Annotated in this window: 10 protein-coding genes; 4 read left to right on the top strand and 6 right to left on the bottom strand. The window is 63.5% G+C overall.

The window, feature by feature from the left end; all coding sequences use genetic code 11:
- The first annotated feature begins 116 nt into the window (after positions 1-116).
- The 4 genes from HF916_RS35465 (at position 117) to HF916_RS35450 (ending at position 5128) form a co-directional block, all read left to right on the top strand.
- Entirely contained in the window at positions 117-632 is a 516-nt protein-coding gene (locus HF916_RS35465; protein WP_168793456.1) for a MarR family winged helix-turn-helix transcriptional regulator, read from the top strand.
- A gap of 49 nt (positions 633-681) precedes the next feature.
- Positions 682-2190, top strand: coding sequence for an efflux transporter outer membrane subunit (locus tag HF916_RS35460; RefSeq protein ID WP_168793455.1), 1509 nt, complete (start codon positions 682-684; stop codon positions 2188-2190).
- An 81-nt stretch (positions 2191-2271) separates the two neighbouring features.
- The gene (locus HF916_RS35455; RefSeq protein ID WP_168793454.1) at positions 2272-3534 is read left to right on the top strand and encodes an EmrA/EmrK family multidrug efflux transporter periplasmic adaptor subunit; all 1263 of its coding nucleotides are present in this window, start codon (positions 2272-2274) and stop codon (positions 3532-3534) included.
- Between the two features lie 31 nt (positions 3535-3565).
- Positions 3566-5128: a DHA2 family efflux MFS transporter permease subunit gene (locus HF916_RS35450; RefSeq protein ID WP_168793453.1), complete on the top strand. Its 1563-nt coding sequence runs from the start codon at positions 3566-3568 to the stop codon at positions 5126-5128.
- 122 nt (positions 5129-5250) lie between these two features.
- Here HF916_RS35450 and truB read toward each other — a convergent pair whose 3' ends face one another.
- The 6 genes from truB to rluB form a co-directional block, all read right to left on the bottom strand.
- The gene (truB, locus tag HF916_RS35445) at positions 5251-6186 is read right to left on the bottom strand and encodes a tRNA pseudouridine(55) synthase TruB (RefSeq protein WP_168793452.1); all 936 of its coding nucleotides are present in this window, start codon (positions 6184-6186) and stop codon (positions 5251-5253) included.
- Positions 6187-6279: 93 nt separating this feature from the next.
- Positions 6280-6645 carry a 30S ribosome-binding factor RbfA gene (gene rbfA / locus HF916_RS35440; protein ID WP_042324072.1) on the bottom strand — a complete coding sequence of 122 codons (366 nt, stop codon included), beginning with the start codon at positions 6643-6645 and terminating at the stop codon, positions 6280-6282.
- 218 nt (positions 6646-6863) lie between these two features.
- Complete coding sequence (infB, locus tag HF916_RS35435) at positions 6864-9821, bottom strand: translation initiation factor IF-2 (RefSeq protein ID WP_168793451.1); 2958 nt, start codon at positions 9819-9821, stop codon at positions 6864-6866.
- 93 nt (positions 9822-9914) lie between these two features.
- Positions 9915-11390, bottom strand: a complete 1476-nt coding sequence (nusA, locus tag HF916_RS35430) for a transcription termination factor NusA (RefSeq protein ID WP_168793450.1) — start codon at positions 11388-11390, stop codon at positions 9915-9917.
- Positions 11387-11845 (bottom strand): ribosome maturation factor RimP, encoded by a 459-nt coding sequence (gene rimP, locus HF916_RS35425; RefSeq protein WP_168793449.1) that lies wholly within the window; start codon positions 11843-11845, stop codon positions 11387-11389. Before rimP ends, nusA begins: the two co-directional genes overlap by 4 nt.
- A 537-nt stretch (positions 11846-12382) precedes the next feature.
- Positions 12383-14266: a 23S rRNA pseudouridine(2605) synthase RluB gene (rluB, locus tag HF916_RS35420; protein ID WP_168793448.1), complete on the bottom strand. Its 1884-nt coding sequence runs from the start codon at positions 14264-14266 to the stop codon at positions 12383-12385.
- Between the last annotated feature and the right edge of the window lie 41 nt (positions 14267-14307).

Below are 14307 nucleotides of genomic sequence, written 5' to 3'. Positions count from 1 at the left end.
GCGGATTATGACTTGAGCGGGGAAAGTTCCTTGCCTAAGCTGTAATAACACTTGCCGCGTCAACCAACCGACCTCTATAATCCTGCCTAGTCAACCATTGCATTCGCACGAGAATCATGACGGAGCCGTCCGCTACACCCGCGTCGGACCTCAGCGAATATCAGCTAGGCGAAAGCGTCGGCTATCTGATCTCGCGAGTGAAATCGACCCTGTCGAACCTGGTCACCCAGCGCAGCATGGCCGAGCTGGGCATCACCAGCCAGCAAGGCAGCATCCTGTTCATGGTGGCGAGCGGCAAATGCCTGCTGGCGGCCGAACTGGCCCGTGAATACGGCATCGACGCGAGCGCCGTCACGCGTCTGATCGACCGGTTGGAGAAACGCGGCCTGCTGACGCGGGTGCGCAGCAATGAGGACCGGCGGGTCGTGCGCCTCGCGCTGACGCCGGAAGGTCATGCCATCGCCGCCAAGATGCCGGCTATTTTCACCGGGGTGCTGGACAGCCTGCTAGGCGGCTTCACCCCGGAAGAAGTGGGTTTTCTGAAGAGCATGCTGCGTCGCGTGCTCATCAATTCCGGCGAACAAACGGGACTAGCCCGTGATGCAGCGAGCAATTTCGACGGCAAATCGTAAGAAATTGCTTGCAGTGTCCATCATTACATTCCACTCAAAGAGTCGAGCGATGAAATCCCTTTCCCTGTCCGCGCCCGCGCTTTCGAGCCGGGCCGCTGTCGCCGCCGCGGTGACGGCGCTCGCCCTCACGGGGTGCGCGAACTACTTCGGCATGAAAAGCGACAAGCAGATCTCGTCGCCCGCTCAGTACGAGTCCACGCAGAGCCTCGCCGGCCAGGGCGGCCAGTGGCCGTCGCTCGACTGGGCCAACCAGTTCGGCGACCCGCAACTGCCCAAGCTGATCACTGAAGCGCTGGAAGGCAGCCCGTCGATCGCGCAGGCGCAGGCGCGTCTCGCCAAGGCCTCGTCCTATATCGAGAGCTCGCGCTCGGCGCTGTACCCGAAGGTGAACGGCAGCTATTCGTGGACCCGCGAGATCTTTTCCGCCAATGCGCTCTACCCGCCTCCGTACGGCGGCACCTGGTACAGCGAAAACAACGTGCTCGCGAGCGCGTCGTGGGACCTGGACCTGTGGGGCAAGAATCGCCAGCGTCTGGGCCAAGCCGTGTCGCAGGCAAAGGCCGCTGAGGCCGACATGCAGCAGGCACGCGTGACGCTCGCGGCGTCGGTGGCCAGCACGTATAACCAGCTCGCGCAGCTGTACGCGTTCCGCGACATCGCCGCGCGCGAAATCGCGAACCGCCAGGATATCGGCCGCATCACCAATGGCCGCGTGACGGCCGGCCTCGACACCAATGTCGAGCGGCAGACAGCGAACGGCAACATCGCGACCAGCCAGTCCAATTTGACCGATCTCGACGGCCAGATCACCGTCGTGCGCTATCAGTTGGGCGCCCTGCTCGGCAAAGGTCCGGATCGCGGCCTGCAAATCGCCCAGCCCGTGCTGACCAACGGCAACGTCGTGGCGCTGCCGAACAATTTGCCGGCTGATCTCGTCGCGCGCCGCGCGGATATCGTCGCCGCGCGCTGGCAAGTCGAAGCCGCGATGCACGATGTGAAGGAAGCAAAAGCCGAATTCTTCCCGGATGTCAACCTCGCGGCCGGCTTCGGTTTCGACGCGTTCGGCTGGGGCCGCTTTCTCACCGCGGGCAGCCGCCAGATCCAGTTCGGCCCAGCGATCCACCTGCCGATCTTCGACGCGGGCGCGCTACGCTCGCAACTGAAGGGCCGCTACGCCGACTTCGACCTGGACGTGGCGAACTACAACCAGACGCTGATCGGCGCCCTCTCGGACGTCGCGACGCAAGTGTCGTCGATCCGTTCGATCGACCAGCAGCAAGGCGACGCACAACGCGCGCTCGACGCATCGACCAAGGCGTACCAGCTGGCAGTGATCCGCTACAAGGCCGGTTTGTCGCCGCAGTTGCAGGTGCTGACCGCCGACCAGAACCGCCTCGCCGCCGACCAAACGGTGACCGGCCTGAAAATGCGCCGCCGCGACCTGCAGATCGGGCTCATCAAGGCGCTCGGCGGCGGTTTCGACGCGACGCAGACCGGCCTCGTGGTGCCGACCGATGCTCCGGCATCGGCCACCGCCGCGACTGCCGCGGCGAACTGAGCGCGCGAGCCACAGGCCGATCGAACCCACGTACGAACATCCGAATAAACGACGACGTTTGAAAGAACCCGGAGCACATCAATGAGCACCACCCAACAGCCCGCGGCTACCACACAACCGACTCAGTCGGCCCCGCAGCCGAAGCAGCCACCGGCGAACAACGGCAAACGCAAGCTCATGATGACGCTGCTCGTCATCGTGATCCTGATCGCCGCGATCGCTTATGGCTTTTATTACTTCCTCGTCGCGCGCTTCCATGAAGAGACCGACGACGCGTACGTGAACGGCAACGTCGTGCAGATCACGCCGCAAGTCACCGGCACGGTCGTCGCCGTGAATGCGGACGACACGCAAACGGTGAAGGCCGGCGACCCGCTCGTCGTGCTCGATCCGGCCGACGCCCGCGTCGCGCTGGAACAGGCCGAAGCGAATCTCGCGCAGACGGTGCGCCAGGTGCGCGGCCTGTTCGCCGACGACAATCAATACCAGGCGCAAGTCGCCGTGCGCCAGGCCGATCTGTCCCGCGCCCAGGACGACCTGAAACGCCGTATGACGGTCGCGCAAACCGGTGCCGTGTCGCAGGAAGAAATCTCGCACGCCCGCGACGCCGTGAAGAGCGCGCAAGCCGCCGTCGACGCCGCCCAGCAGCAACTGGCGTCGAACCGCGCGTTGACCGCCAACACCACGATCGCGAATCACCCGAACGTGCATGCCGCCGCCGCGAAGGTCCGCGACGCGTACCTGAACAACGCGCGTAACAACCTGCCGGCGCCGGTCACGGGCTACGTGGCGAAGCGCTCGGTGCAGGTCGGCCAGCGCGTCTCGCCGGGTACGCCGTTGATGGCGATCGTGCCGCTCGGCGGCGTGTGGGTCGACGCGAACTTCAAGGAAGTGCAGCTCAAGCACATGCACATCGGCCAGCCGGTCGAACTGACGGCCGACGTGTACGGTTCGTCGGTGGTGTATCACGGCAAGGTGGTCGGCTTCTCGGCGGGCACGGGTTCGGCGTTCTCGCTGCTGCCCGCGCAGAACGCGACCGGCAACTGGATCAAGGTGGTGCAGCGTCTGCCGGTACGGATCGCGCTCGACCCGAAGGAACTTGAACAGCATCCGCTGCGTATCGGCCTGTCCATGCAAGCCGACGTCAGCATCAAGGACGACAACGGCGGCCAGCTCGGCCAGGCGCCGAACACGGTCTATCAGACCAACGTGTTCGAGAAGTACGGCGACCAGGCTGACGCGGAAATCGCTCGCATCATTTCGGAAAACGCAGGTCCGAACGGCGGCTCGCAAAAGTCGACCCAGGCCGGCGGCGCGAAGCCTGTCGTAGCAAAGCAGATGTAAGCCGCGCGACGAATCAGACAAGGCTTCTTTAATGGCTCAGGCTCAGGCGCAAGTCCCTCATCCGCCGCTCGAGGGCGCGCAACTGGTGATCGGCACCATCGCGGTGTCGCTCGCCGTTTTCATGAACGTGCTCGACACGTCGATCGCCAACGTGTCGATTCCTTCGATTTCGGGCGACCTCGGCGTGTCGTCCGACCAGGGCACGTGGGTAATCACCTCGTTCGCGGTTGCCAACGCGATCTCCGTGCCGCTCACCGGCTGGCTGACCGAACGCATCGGTCAGGTGCGGCTGTTCATGGCGTCGATCATCCTGTTCGTGATCTCGTCGTGGATGTGCGGCCTCGCGCCGACCCTGCCGTTCCTGCTCGCTTCGCGCGTCTTGCAGGGCGCGGTGGCCGGTCCGATGATTCCGCTGTCGCAGACGCTGCTGCTGGCGAGCTATCCACGCGCCAAGGCGCCCATGGCGTTATCCATGTGGGCAATGACCACGCTGATCGCGCCGGTGGCCGGCCCGATTCTCGGCGGCTGGATCTCGGACAACATCTCGTGGCCGTGGATTTTCTACGTCAATATTCCGGTCGGCGCGATTGCCGCCGTGGCCACGTGGATGATCTTCCGCAACCGCGATTCGGTCATCAGAAAAGCGCCGATCGACGGCGTCGGTCTCGGCCTCTTGATCGTCTGGGTCGGCTCGCTGCAGGTCATGCTCGACAAAGGCAAGGATCTCGACTGGTTTTCGTCGACGACCGTCGTCGTGCTGGCGCTGGTCGCGGTGGTCGCGCTCGCGTTCTTTATCGTGTGGGAATTGACGGCCGAGCATCCGGTGGTCGACCTGTCGCTGTTCAGCCGGCGCAATTTCACGGGCGGTACCGTCGCGTTATCGATTGGATACGGACTTTACTTCGGCAATCTGGTGCTGCTGCCCTTGTGGCTGCAAACCGATATCGGTTATACCGCGACCCAAGCCGGCCTCGTCATGGCGCCGGTCGGGCTGTTTGCCGTGCTGTTGTCGCCGATCACGGGCAAGGTTTTGCCGCGTACCGATCCGCGCTATATCGCGACCCTGTCGTTCCTCGTGTTCGCGCTGTGTTTCTGGATGCGCTCGCGTTATACGACCGGCGTCGATACATATTCGCTGCTAATGCCCACCTTGATTCAAGGAATCGGCATGGCCGGGTTCTTTATCCCGCTGGTGTCGATCACCCTGTCGGGGCTGCCGGGCAACCGGATTCCGGCGGCATCGGGCTTGTCGAATTTCGTGCGGATCATGTGCGGCGGCATCGGCACGTCGATCTTCCAGACGGCGTGGGATCACCGCACGATCATGCATCACGCGCAACTGGCCGAACAGGCTAACGCGTACAACCCGGTGTTCGACCAGTCGATCCGGCAAATGGGCGCGGCGGGTTTCAGTCAACCGCAGGCTTATGGGCTGTTCAACACGATGGCGACGCAACAGGCCGCGCAACTCGGTGTGAACGATCTGTTCTTCGTTTCCGCCGGCATTTTTATCGCGCTGATCGCGTTGATTTGGGTCACGAGGCCTGAGCGCGCCGGTGGCGACGCGGGTGCGGCGGCTGCGGCGGCGCACTGAGTTTTCGACGCTGGTCCGAATCCGGCAAAACGATATGAAAAAAGGCGGGACCGCTTCTTCTGAGCGGTCCCGCCTTTTTCTTTGCAGCGCGTTTGTCGCGCGCTTCGCCACCTGCACGGCTTTCAGTTCGCCGTCGTGACGACCAGCCGTTCGGGCGCCAGTACACCCTCACCTTGTTTTGCGACTCCGAGCAGACGCCCTTCCGCCGCATACACTCGGACGCGCGGCGCATTCACTGCTTCGCCCGTGATCGTCAATTCGGACAACTTCAACCGCTGACCGTGCAGGAAGCGGCGCGTCGCGTCTTCGTCCAACTGCACGAGAGGGAATGTCGACAGCAATGCATCCACCGGTTGCAGCCACGCATCGCGTTCGCCTTCAGCGGCGTCGGACAACGCGTCGAGCGTCACCGAATTGTCGAGCGTCAACGCGCCGACGCCGGTGCGCCGCAGCGCCACCAGATGCGCGCCACAACCCAACGCTTCGCCGATATCCTCAGCCAGCGTGCGCACATAGGTGCCCTTGCTGCACGTCACGCGAAACGTCACATCCGGCAACGCGCAAGCGAGCATCTCGAGCGCGAGGATCGTCACCTGACGCCCTTCCCGCTCCACGGTCTGGCCCGCACGCGCGTATTCGTACAGCGGCTTACCGTCACGCTTGAGCGCCGAATACATCGGCGGAACCTGCGTGATCTCGCCAAGGAATGTCGGCAGAACCGCCTGAACCGCGGCCTCGTCGCAGGTCACTTCACGTGTGTCGATCGCTTCGCCTTCGGCGTCGCCGGTGGTCGTGCGAATGCCGAGGCGCATGGTGGCCTCATACGTCTTGTCGGCTTCGAGCAGGTCTTGCGAAAACTTGGTGGCTTCGCCGAAACAGAGCGGCAGCAAACCGGTCGCCAGTGGATCGAGCGTGCCGGTGTGGCCCGCCTTTTTCGCCAGATAGAGACGCTTCGCGCGAATCAGCGCGTCGTTGCTCGACAGGCCGAGCGGCTTGTCGAGCAGCAGGACGCCGTCGAGCGCGCGACGCGGCACGCGGGGGCGTTGAGGTGCGGTCATGTCAGAAAGACAAAAGTCTTCGATGGATACGGAAACAGCACTGAGCGCATGGCGACTCAGGCATGGCAGCGAGCGCCGCAACAAACAGCGCGCTCAGTCTTCTTTCGCGCGATTGGCGTTGGCTTCGTCGATCAAACGCGACATCTCGACGGCGCGCTCGATCGTTTTGTCGTAATGGAAATGCAGCGTCGGCACGGTGTGGATATGCAGGCGCTTGAACAACTGATTATGCAGATGGCCGGCCGCATGCGTGAGCGCTTCGAGCGTCTGCTGCGGATCGCCGGTGAGCGTCGTGAAATAGACTTTGGCGTGCGCATAGTCGGGCGTCAGCTCGACGCTTTGAATCGTGACGATGCCGATGCGCGGATCCTTGACCTCGCGCAGCAGCTCGGACAAATCGCGCTGGATCTGATCGGCGATCTGCACGTTGCGATTGGGAGAAGAACGTTTTTTAGGCATGGTGTGATGTGATCCGTTCTGACGGATGCAAAAAGTGGTTCGCGCCGCCGCGTTTTGGGCTTTTAATCCTTGCTGCATTCAAGCGGCGCAAGGTGACCAGAAGAAGCTCGACTGCGGGCGCTCTGCGCGACGGGCACGGACAAAAGCGCGTGGCCCCAAAAACAACGGGCGGAGCGGGCGTTAAAGCCCGCTCCGCCCCTTGAGCCGTGCCGCGTGAATTACAGCGTACGGGCGACTTCGGTGATCTCGAAGACTTCGAACTGATCGCCTTCGACGATATCGTTGAAGTTCTTGATCGACATACCGCACTCGAAGCCCTGACGGACTTCCTTCACGTCGTCCTTGAAGCGCTTGAGCGAATCGAGCTCGCCCGTAAAGATGACGACGTTGTTGCGCAGCACGCGCACCGACGACGAGCGCTTGACGAAACCGTCCGTGACCATACAGCCGGCCACCGCGCCGATCTTCGGTACCTTGAAGACCTGACGCACTTCGACCGTACCCGTGACGATTTCGCGCTTCTCCGGTGCCAGCATGCCCGACATCGCGGCCTTCACGTCATCCACTGCGTCATAGATGATGTTGTAGTAGCGAATATCGACGCCGTTGCTTTCCGCCAGCTTGCGAGCCTGGGCATCCGCACGGGTGTTGAAGCCGATGATGACCGCCTTCGAAGCCGTTGCCAGGTTGACGTCGGACTCGCTGATGCCGCCCACGGCGCCGTGCACGATCTGCACGCGCACTTCGTCGGTGGACAGCTTGAGCAGCGACTGCACCAACGCTTCCTGCGAACCTTGTACGTCGGCCTTGACGATGAGCGGCATATACGCCACTTCGCCTTCGCTCATCTGTTCCAGCATGTTCTCGAGCTTCGCGGCCTGTTGCTTGGCCAGCTTGACGTCGCGGAACTTGCCTTGACGGAACAGTGCGACTTCACGCGCCTTGCGGTCGTCCGGCATGACGATGACTTCTTCGCCAGCCTGCGGCACTTCCGACAGACCCTGAATTTCCACTGGGATCGACGGACCCGCCGACTTGGTCGGCTTGCCGGTTTCGTCGAGCATGGCTCGCACGCGACCGTATGCGCTACCTGCCAGCACCACGTCGCCGCGATTCAGCGTACCCGACTGGACCAGGATCGTTGCGACCGGACCCTTACCCTTGTCGAGCTTCGCTTCAATGACGAGACCCTTGGCCGGCGCTTCGACCGGTGCCTTCAGTTCCAGCACTTCGGCTTGCAGCAGCACGTTTTCGAGCAGATCGTCGATGCCCGCGCCGGTCTTGGCCGACACCGGTACGAACGGCGATTCGCCACCGTATTCTTCCGGCACGACGCCTTCCGCAACGAGTTCCTGCTTGACACGCTCCAGATTCGCATCCGGCTTGTCGATCTTGTTGATCGCGACGACGAGCGGCACGCCGCCGGCCTTCGCGTGAGCGATCGCTTCCTTCGTTTGCGGCATCACGCCGTCGTCGGCTGCCACCACCAGAATCACGATGTCGGTTGCCTTCGCACCGCGGGCACGCATAGCCGTAAAGGCTTCGTGACCCGGCGTGTCGAGGAACGTGATGACGCCACGCGGCGTTTCGACGTGGTAAGCGCCGATGTGCTGCGTAATCCCGCCCGCTTCGCCCGCTGCGACCTTGGCGCGGCGGATGTAGTCGAGCAGCGACGTCTTGCCGTGGTCGACGTGACCCATGACCGTGACGACCGGCGGACGCGGCAGCGATTCCGCATCGGAAATCTCGCCTTCGACCAGCATGGCTTCCGGATCGTCCAGCTTGGCCGCAACCGCGTGGTGACCCAGTTCCTCGACGATGATCATCGCCGTTTCCTGGTCCAGCATCTGGTTGATCGTGACCATCTGGCCGAGCTTCATCATCGACTTGATGACTTCCGACGCCTTCACCGCCATCTTGTGCGCCAGATCGGCGACCGTGATGGTTTCCGGCACGTGCACTTCACGCACGATCGGTTCCGTCGGCGCCTGGAACGTGGTGTTCTGATCCTGATGCTTGCCGCGACCCTTCGGGCCACCGCGCCAGCCGCGATCGACACCGCCGCTCGTATCGCCACGCGTCTTGATGCCGCGGCGCTTCGCTGCGTCGTCTTGCCAGCCGCCCTTGCCGCCTGGCTTCTTCTTGTCGCCGGCGGAAGGCGTGGTCGTGGCAGCCGGAGCCGCAGCAGCCGGCTTCTTGGCTGCCGGACGCGCCGGTGCTTCACCCGCCGGACGCGCCGGCTTGTGCAGCGTGCCCTTGGCTTCCGCGGCCTTGGCCGGCTCAGCGGGCTTCGGTGCCGGTTCCGGCGCCTTGACCTGAGCCTTGCGCGGCGTATTCATCATTTCACGAATCGCGCGCGCTTCGGCTTCGGCCGCGGCACGGCGCTTGGCGATTTGTTCCTGCTCAGCACGCGCTTTTTCGGCAGCCTGACGCGCCGCGTCTTCTGCTTTCTTCGCGGCTTCGCGTTGCGCGGCGCGCTCTGCTGCGGCGCGCTCGTCGTCCTGCTCGCTTTGCTTGGCGACCGCCGGCTCCGCTGCCTTGGCAGCTACCGGTTCAGCCTTCGCGGCCGCGGGTTGCGCAGCTTGTGCCGGCTTGGCAGCCTGTGCCTGATCGCGAGCCGCCGCCTCAGCCGCTGCGCGCTTCTTCGCCGCTTCTTCTTCCGCACGACGGCGCTCGGCTTCAGCAGCCTGCTCGCGCGCCTGACGTTCAGCTTCTTCGCGTTCGAGTTGTTCCTGACGCGCCTTCAACTCCTGAGCCTGCTTTTCGAGCAGCTCGGCTTCGTGACGAGCTTCCTCTTCACGACGTTGGAGTTCGAGATCGTCGACGTCGGCCTCGGCCACATGATTCGATGCATCCCCGTTTTCAGCAGAGGTTTCGTCGCGGCGGACGAAAGTGCGCTTCTTACGCACCTCGACCTGAATGGTGCGAGCTTTGCCCGTCGCATCGGATTGCTTGATTTCCGACGTATGCCGTTTCGTCAGCGTGATCTTGCGCTTGTCAGCATCAGTCGAGCCGTGAGACTTGCGCAAGTGGTCGAGCAGACGCGCCTTGTCCGTTTCGGACAAGCTATCGTCTTCGCTCGCTTTTGTGACGCCCGCCGCCTGCAGCTGCTCAAGCAGCACGCCTGCAGGCATTTTCAGTTCCGCGGCAAATTGGGCTACGTTGTTACTCGCCATTCATTCCTCTTAATGCAAGGACCGATTCCTTGCGGTTAGCATCGGGTCATGCGGCCTGACGGCCGCTTCAATTTAGTGCGCCATGGTCATTTCTCACTGGAACCAGTGTTCACGTGCTTTCATGATCAACGCCTTAGCGGCATCCTCTTCCATTCCGGTCATCTCGACCAGTTCATCCACAGCCAGCTCGGCGAGTTCGTCGCGCGTCTGGATCTGATGTTCGGCCAGCTTGGCGAGCAGGTCGGCATCCATGCCGTCCAGGCTCTTCAGGTCGAGCGCTACATTTTCGACCTTTTCTTCATTTGCGATCGCCAGCGTCAACAGCGCGTCGCGCGAGCGATTACGCAGTTCGTGAACGGTGTCTTCGTCGAATGCCTCGATTTCAAGCATTTCGTTGAGCGGCACATAAGCGATCTCTTCGAGGCTCGTAAAGCCTTCGTCGATCAGGATGTCGGCGACTTCTTCGTCGACATCGAGACGCGCCATGAACAGGTCACGCAGTACACCGCGTTCCTGATTCTGCTTTTGCGCAGATTCGTCCGGCGTCATGATGTTGATCTGCCAGCCGGTGAGTTCGCTGGCAAGACGCACGTTCTGGCCGCTGCGGCCGATCGCGACCGCCAGTTCGTTTTCGTCTACGACGACGTCCATCGAATGTTTTTCTTCATCGACGACGATCGACTGGACGGCTGCCGGCGCGAGCGCGCCGATCACAAACTGTGCGGGATCCTCCGACCATAGCACGATGTCGACGTTTTCGCCACCGAGCTCGTTACGCACCGCCTGCACGCGCGAACCGCGAATGCCGACACAAGTGCCGATCGGATCGATGCGCTTGTCATATGCGACCACGCCGATCTTCGCGCGCACGCCCGGATCCCGCGCGGCCGCCTTGATTTCCAGCAGGCCCTGTTCGATTTCCGGCACTTCCATCTCGAACAGCTTCATCAGGAATTCGGGCGCCGTACGCGACAGTTCGATCTGCGGACCGCGCGCGGTGCGATCGACCTTCGCGATGTAAGCGCGCACGCGGTCGCCCACGCGCAGGTTTTCCTTCGGAATCAGCTGGTCGCGGCGCAGCAGCGCTTCGACACGGCCGGTTTCGACGATGAAATTGCCCTTGTCGAGACGCTTTACCGAGCCGGTCATGATGTGCTCGCCGCGCTCGAGGAAGTCGTTCAGGATCTGTTCGCGTTCAGCGTCGCGCACCTTCTGCAGGATCACCTGCTTGGCGGCCTGCGCGCCGATACGACCGAATTCGATCGACGGCACCGGTTCCTCGATGAACTCGTCGAGCTGGATTTCGGGCTTCTGCTCGCGTGCTTCGAACAGCAGGATTTCCTGATCCGGCTCCTGCAAGCCGGCTTCGTCCGGCACCACTTTCCAGCGTCGAAACGTTTCGTGTTCGCCGCTTTCACGATCGATCTGGACGCGAATATCCGCGTCTTCTTCGAAGAGTTTCTTGGAGGCCGAAGCGAGGGCCGCCTCGAGCGCGGCAAATACCACGTCTTTGTCGACGTTCTTCTCGCGTGCCAGCGCATCCACCAGCATCAACACTTCGCGACTCATTGTTTGCGGCTCCTAAAGTCAAACGTCGGAACGAGGCGTGCCTTATCGATATCCGCGAGCGTGAAATCGAGCATCGCGGCGCCTTCCTTCCCTTCAAATTCCAGACCGATCGTCTCGCCTTGCGGAGCATGCAGGATGCCCCGGTACGATTTCCGTCCGTCCAATGGCTTTTTCAATGTGATTACCACTTCGCTGCCTGCGAAGCGTTCAAAATCCGCCAGTTTTTTCAGCGGGCGGTCGAGCCCCGGCGACGATACTTCAAGCCGCTCGTAATCGATATTTTCGACCGTCAAAACGTGCTGGAGCTGACGCGTGACTTTCTCGCAGTCTTCGATCGCGATGCCGGCTGGCTGGTCGATATAGATACACAACATGCCGCGCCCGGTGCGCTCGAGATCGACGAGCTCGTAGCCGAGTCCCACGACCGTGGTTTCAATCAGTTCCGTCAGTTGCACAGTGCCCTCTTAGATGTTCGCGCAGCGAGCCTGCCGCTTGTTTTGCAAACAACCAATGCGGGCCGCGCGCCAAGCCGGCGCACGTTCGTGCTACCCGAGATGCCGAACCACTGAGAACTGAGCGGCAAAAAAAAATGGGCTAAACGCCCATCATCTTATTGCCGGTGGTCGCACCTGAGCCGCACATAAAAAGCCGCACGCCCAGCGACTTCGCGATTGTAGCCATTTTTCGGGACAAACGCAAACCGCAAAGCGCCGCCCAACACGCTTTTCCGCTTGATTTCATGGGGATCTTGCAACGATATTGCGGTGTTTCGGGCCTTTTGCAAGGCGGCTCACGCCGCCTCGAACCCGCACCGGGCAAGCGGGGCAAATGAAATCCGCCCCCACTTCCATTTACGCAGCGGTTCTATGCGTCACATGAAACCGCGTGACGCTAAACCGATGGCGTTCGTCGATCGATTCTGGTGGTGGCCGGCGAGAAACCGTTGTGAACAACGATCCGCGGCCGACCGCCGGGCGTGCCTGGCGTGCTGCTTAACGGCCGCGCGAACGGCCGCGCGGTGCGCCGCCGCCACGGTTGACGCCGCCGGCATTGGCGTTGCCGCCGCCCGCACGGCTGCCGGCGCCGCCACGATTGCCGCCCGGCCCGCGGTTGCCGCCGCTGTTGCCCGGATTGGCGCCACTGCCGCCGACGGTGCGCTTGCCACCGCCAGCCGCACGATTGCCATTGCCCGACGGTGCGCGATTGCCGTCGACTTCACGGCCGCCACGCGGGCCGCCCGCGCCGCCGCCCATCGGACCGCTGAAACCACCGGCGCCACGGCCGGCGCCGCGATTGCCGTAACCACGATCGCCACCGAAGCCGGCACCCGCGCCGCCGCTAAAACCACCGCCCGCCGCACCGCGCCGGCCCTGGCCACGCGGTTGCTGCTGGTCGAACCGGCCATGCGACATCAGCACGGGTTCGCGGCTAATAAAGCCCATCGACGTCTGCATCGGATCCGGCTGCTTGCGCTCCGGCGCTTCCCTGCGTCCGCCCTTTTCTTCCGTCGGCGCCTTCAGGCCGACCGATGCCATCAGCGCGCGCACCTGATTGTCTTCAAGCTCCTCCCAACGGCCGCGCTTGAGGCCCTTCGGCAGCGAGATCGGACCGTGACGGGTACGGATCAGGCGGCTGACCATCAGGCCGGCCGCTTCGAACATACGGCGCACTTCGCGGTTACGCCCTTCGGCGAGCGCGACGTGGTACCAATGATTAGTGCCTTCGCCGCCGCCATCGCGGATACGCAGGAAGTTTGCCGGGCCGTCTTCCAGCTCGACGCCGTGCAGCAGCTTCTGACGCATGCCTTCCGCGAGTTCGCCGACCACGCGCACCGCATATTCACGCTCGACGCTATAACGCGGGTGCATGAAACGGTTTGCCAGATCGCCCGACGTGGTCAGCATCAGCAGACCTTCCGTGTTGAAGTCGAGACGGCCGACCGCGAGCCACTTGGCGGTTTTCATCGGCGGCAGATTGTCGAACACCGACGGACGGCCTTCCGGATCGGCGTGACTGACGATTTCGCCGGCCGGTTTGTGATACAGCAGCACGCGGGGCGGCTTGTTGGCCAGCTTGCGCTTGACCGGCTTGCCGTTGATGCGGACCTGGTCGGTCGGCATGATGCGCTGGCCGATGTGAGCCGGCTCACCGTTCACCGACACGCGGCCGGCGACGATCAGCTCTTCCATGTCGCGGCGCGAACCCATGCCGGCTTCAGCCAGCACTTTGTGCAGCTTGGGCGCGTCGTCGTCGGCTGCGAGAACGCGCTTGGGCGCGGCCGGCTTGCCACTGCGCAGCATGGGCGCGCGCACGCCGCCGGTGGTGCTGTTGTCCGCGTCGAACGCGGGCGATGTGACATACGAGAACAGGTCGTCCTGACCGGTGGCCGCTGCTGCTGCCGCCGGCGCTTCGCCGCCGCGACGGTTCTGACGCTGGCCGCCTTCGCGCGGCTGACGCTCGCGCTGACCTTCCCGCGGTGCGCCCTCGCGGGGGGCGCCGTCACGCGGTGCGCCCTCGCGCTTCGCGCCGCCCGCATTGCGGCGCGGCCCTTGACCCTTGGCGCCCGCGTCCTTGCGCGGCATACGCACTTGCGCGACGACTTCGCCGTCCGGCGGCGCCTCGCTGACGACCGGCGCCCCTTGCGCGGGCGCGCCTTCGGCGCCCTTCGTCTTCGCGCCGGCGCGGCGCCGCGCGATCAGGCTGCGCGGGCCGCGACGCAGGCCGCGGCGCGGACGGTCTTCACCGTCTGCTTCCGTGGTCTGCGCCGGGCGCTCGCCCTCGCCTGCCGACGCTTGCGTGGTGCGCGTTTCGTCAGCGCGCGCCGACGGCACGGCGCGCTCGGATTCGGACGAATCGGTGTCGTGGGTATGTGTCAAAACAACCTCAAAATGTCAGGTCGCGCACGCCCGTTGCGGGC

It is taken from the genome of Paraburkholderia aromaticivorans (genome assembly GCF_012689525.1).
GTDB lineage: Bacteria > Pseudomonadota > Gammaproteobacteria > Burkholderiales > Burkholderiaceae > Paraburkholderia > Paraburkholderia aromaticivorans_A.
The sequence above is the reverse complement of the archived record's forward strand: the minus strand, read 5'-3'. Positions and strand labels throughout refer to the sequence as shown.

Coding starts and splice junctions, on each gene's coding strand:
- HF916_RS35465 (WP_168793456.1), top strand. CDS start 117: ATGACGGAGCCGTCCGCTACACCCGCGTCGGACCTCAGCGAATATCAG.
- HF916_RS35460 (WP_168793455.1), top strand. CDS start 682: ATGAAATCCCTTTCCCTGTCCGCGCCCGCGCTTTCGAGCCGGGCCGCT.
- HF916_RS35455 (WP_168793454.1), top strand. CDS start 2,272: ATGAGCACCACCCAACAGCCCGCGGCTACCACACAACCGACTCAGTCG.
- HF916_RS35450 (WP_168793453.1), top strand. CDS start 3,566: ATGGCTCAGGCTCAGGCGCAAGTCCCTCATCCGCCGCTCGAGGGCGCG.
- truB (WP_168793452.1), bottom strand. CDS start 6,186: ATGACCGCACCTCAACGCCCCCGCGTGCCGCGTCGCGCGCTCGACGGC.
- rbfA (WP_042324072.1), bottom strand. CDS start 6,645: ATGCCTAAAAAACGTTCTTCTCCCAATCGCAACGTGCAGATCGCCGAT.
- infB (WP_168793451.1), bottom strand. CDS start 9,821: ATGGCGAGTAACAACGTAGCCCAATTTGCCGCGGAACTGAAAATGCCT.
- nusA (WP_168793450.1), bottom strand. CDS start 11,390: ATGAGTCGCGAAGTGTTGATGCTGGTGGATGCGCTGGCACGCGAGAAG.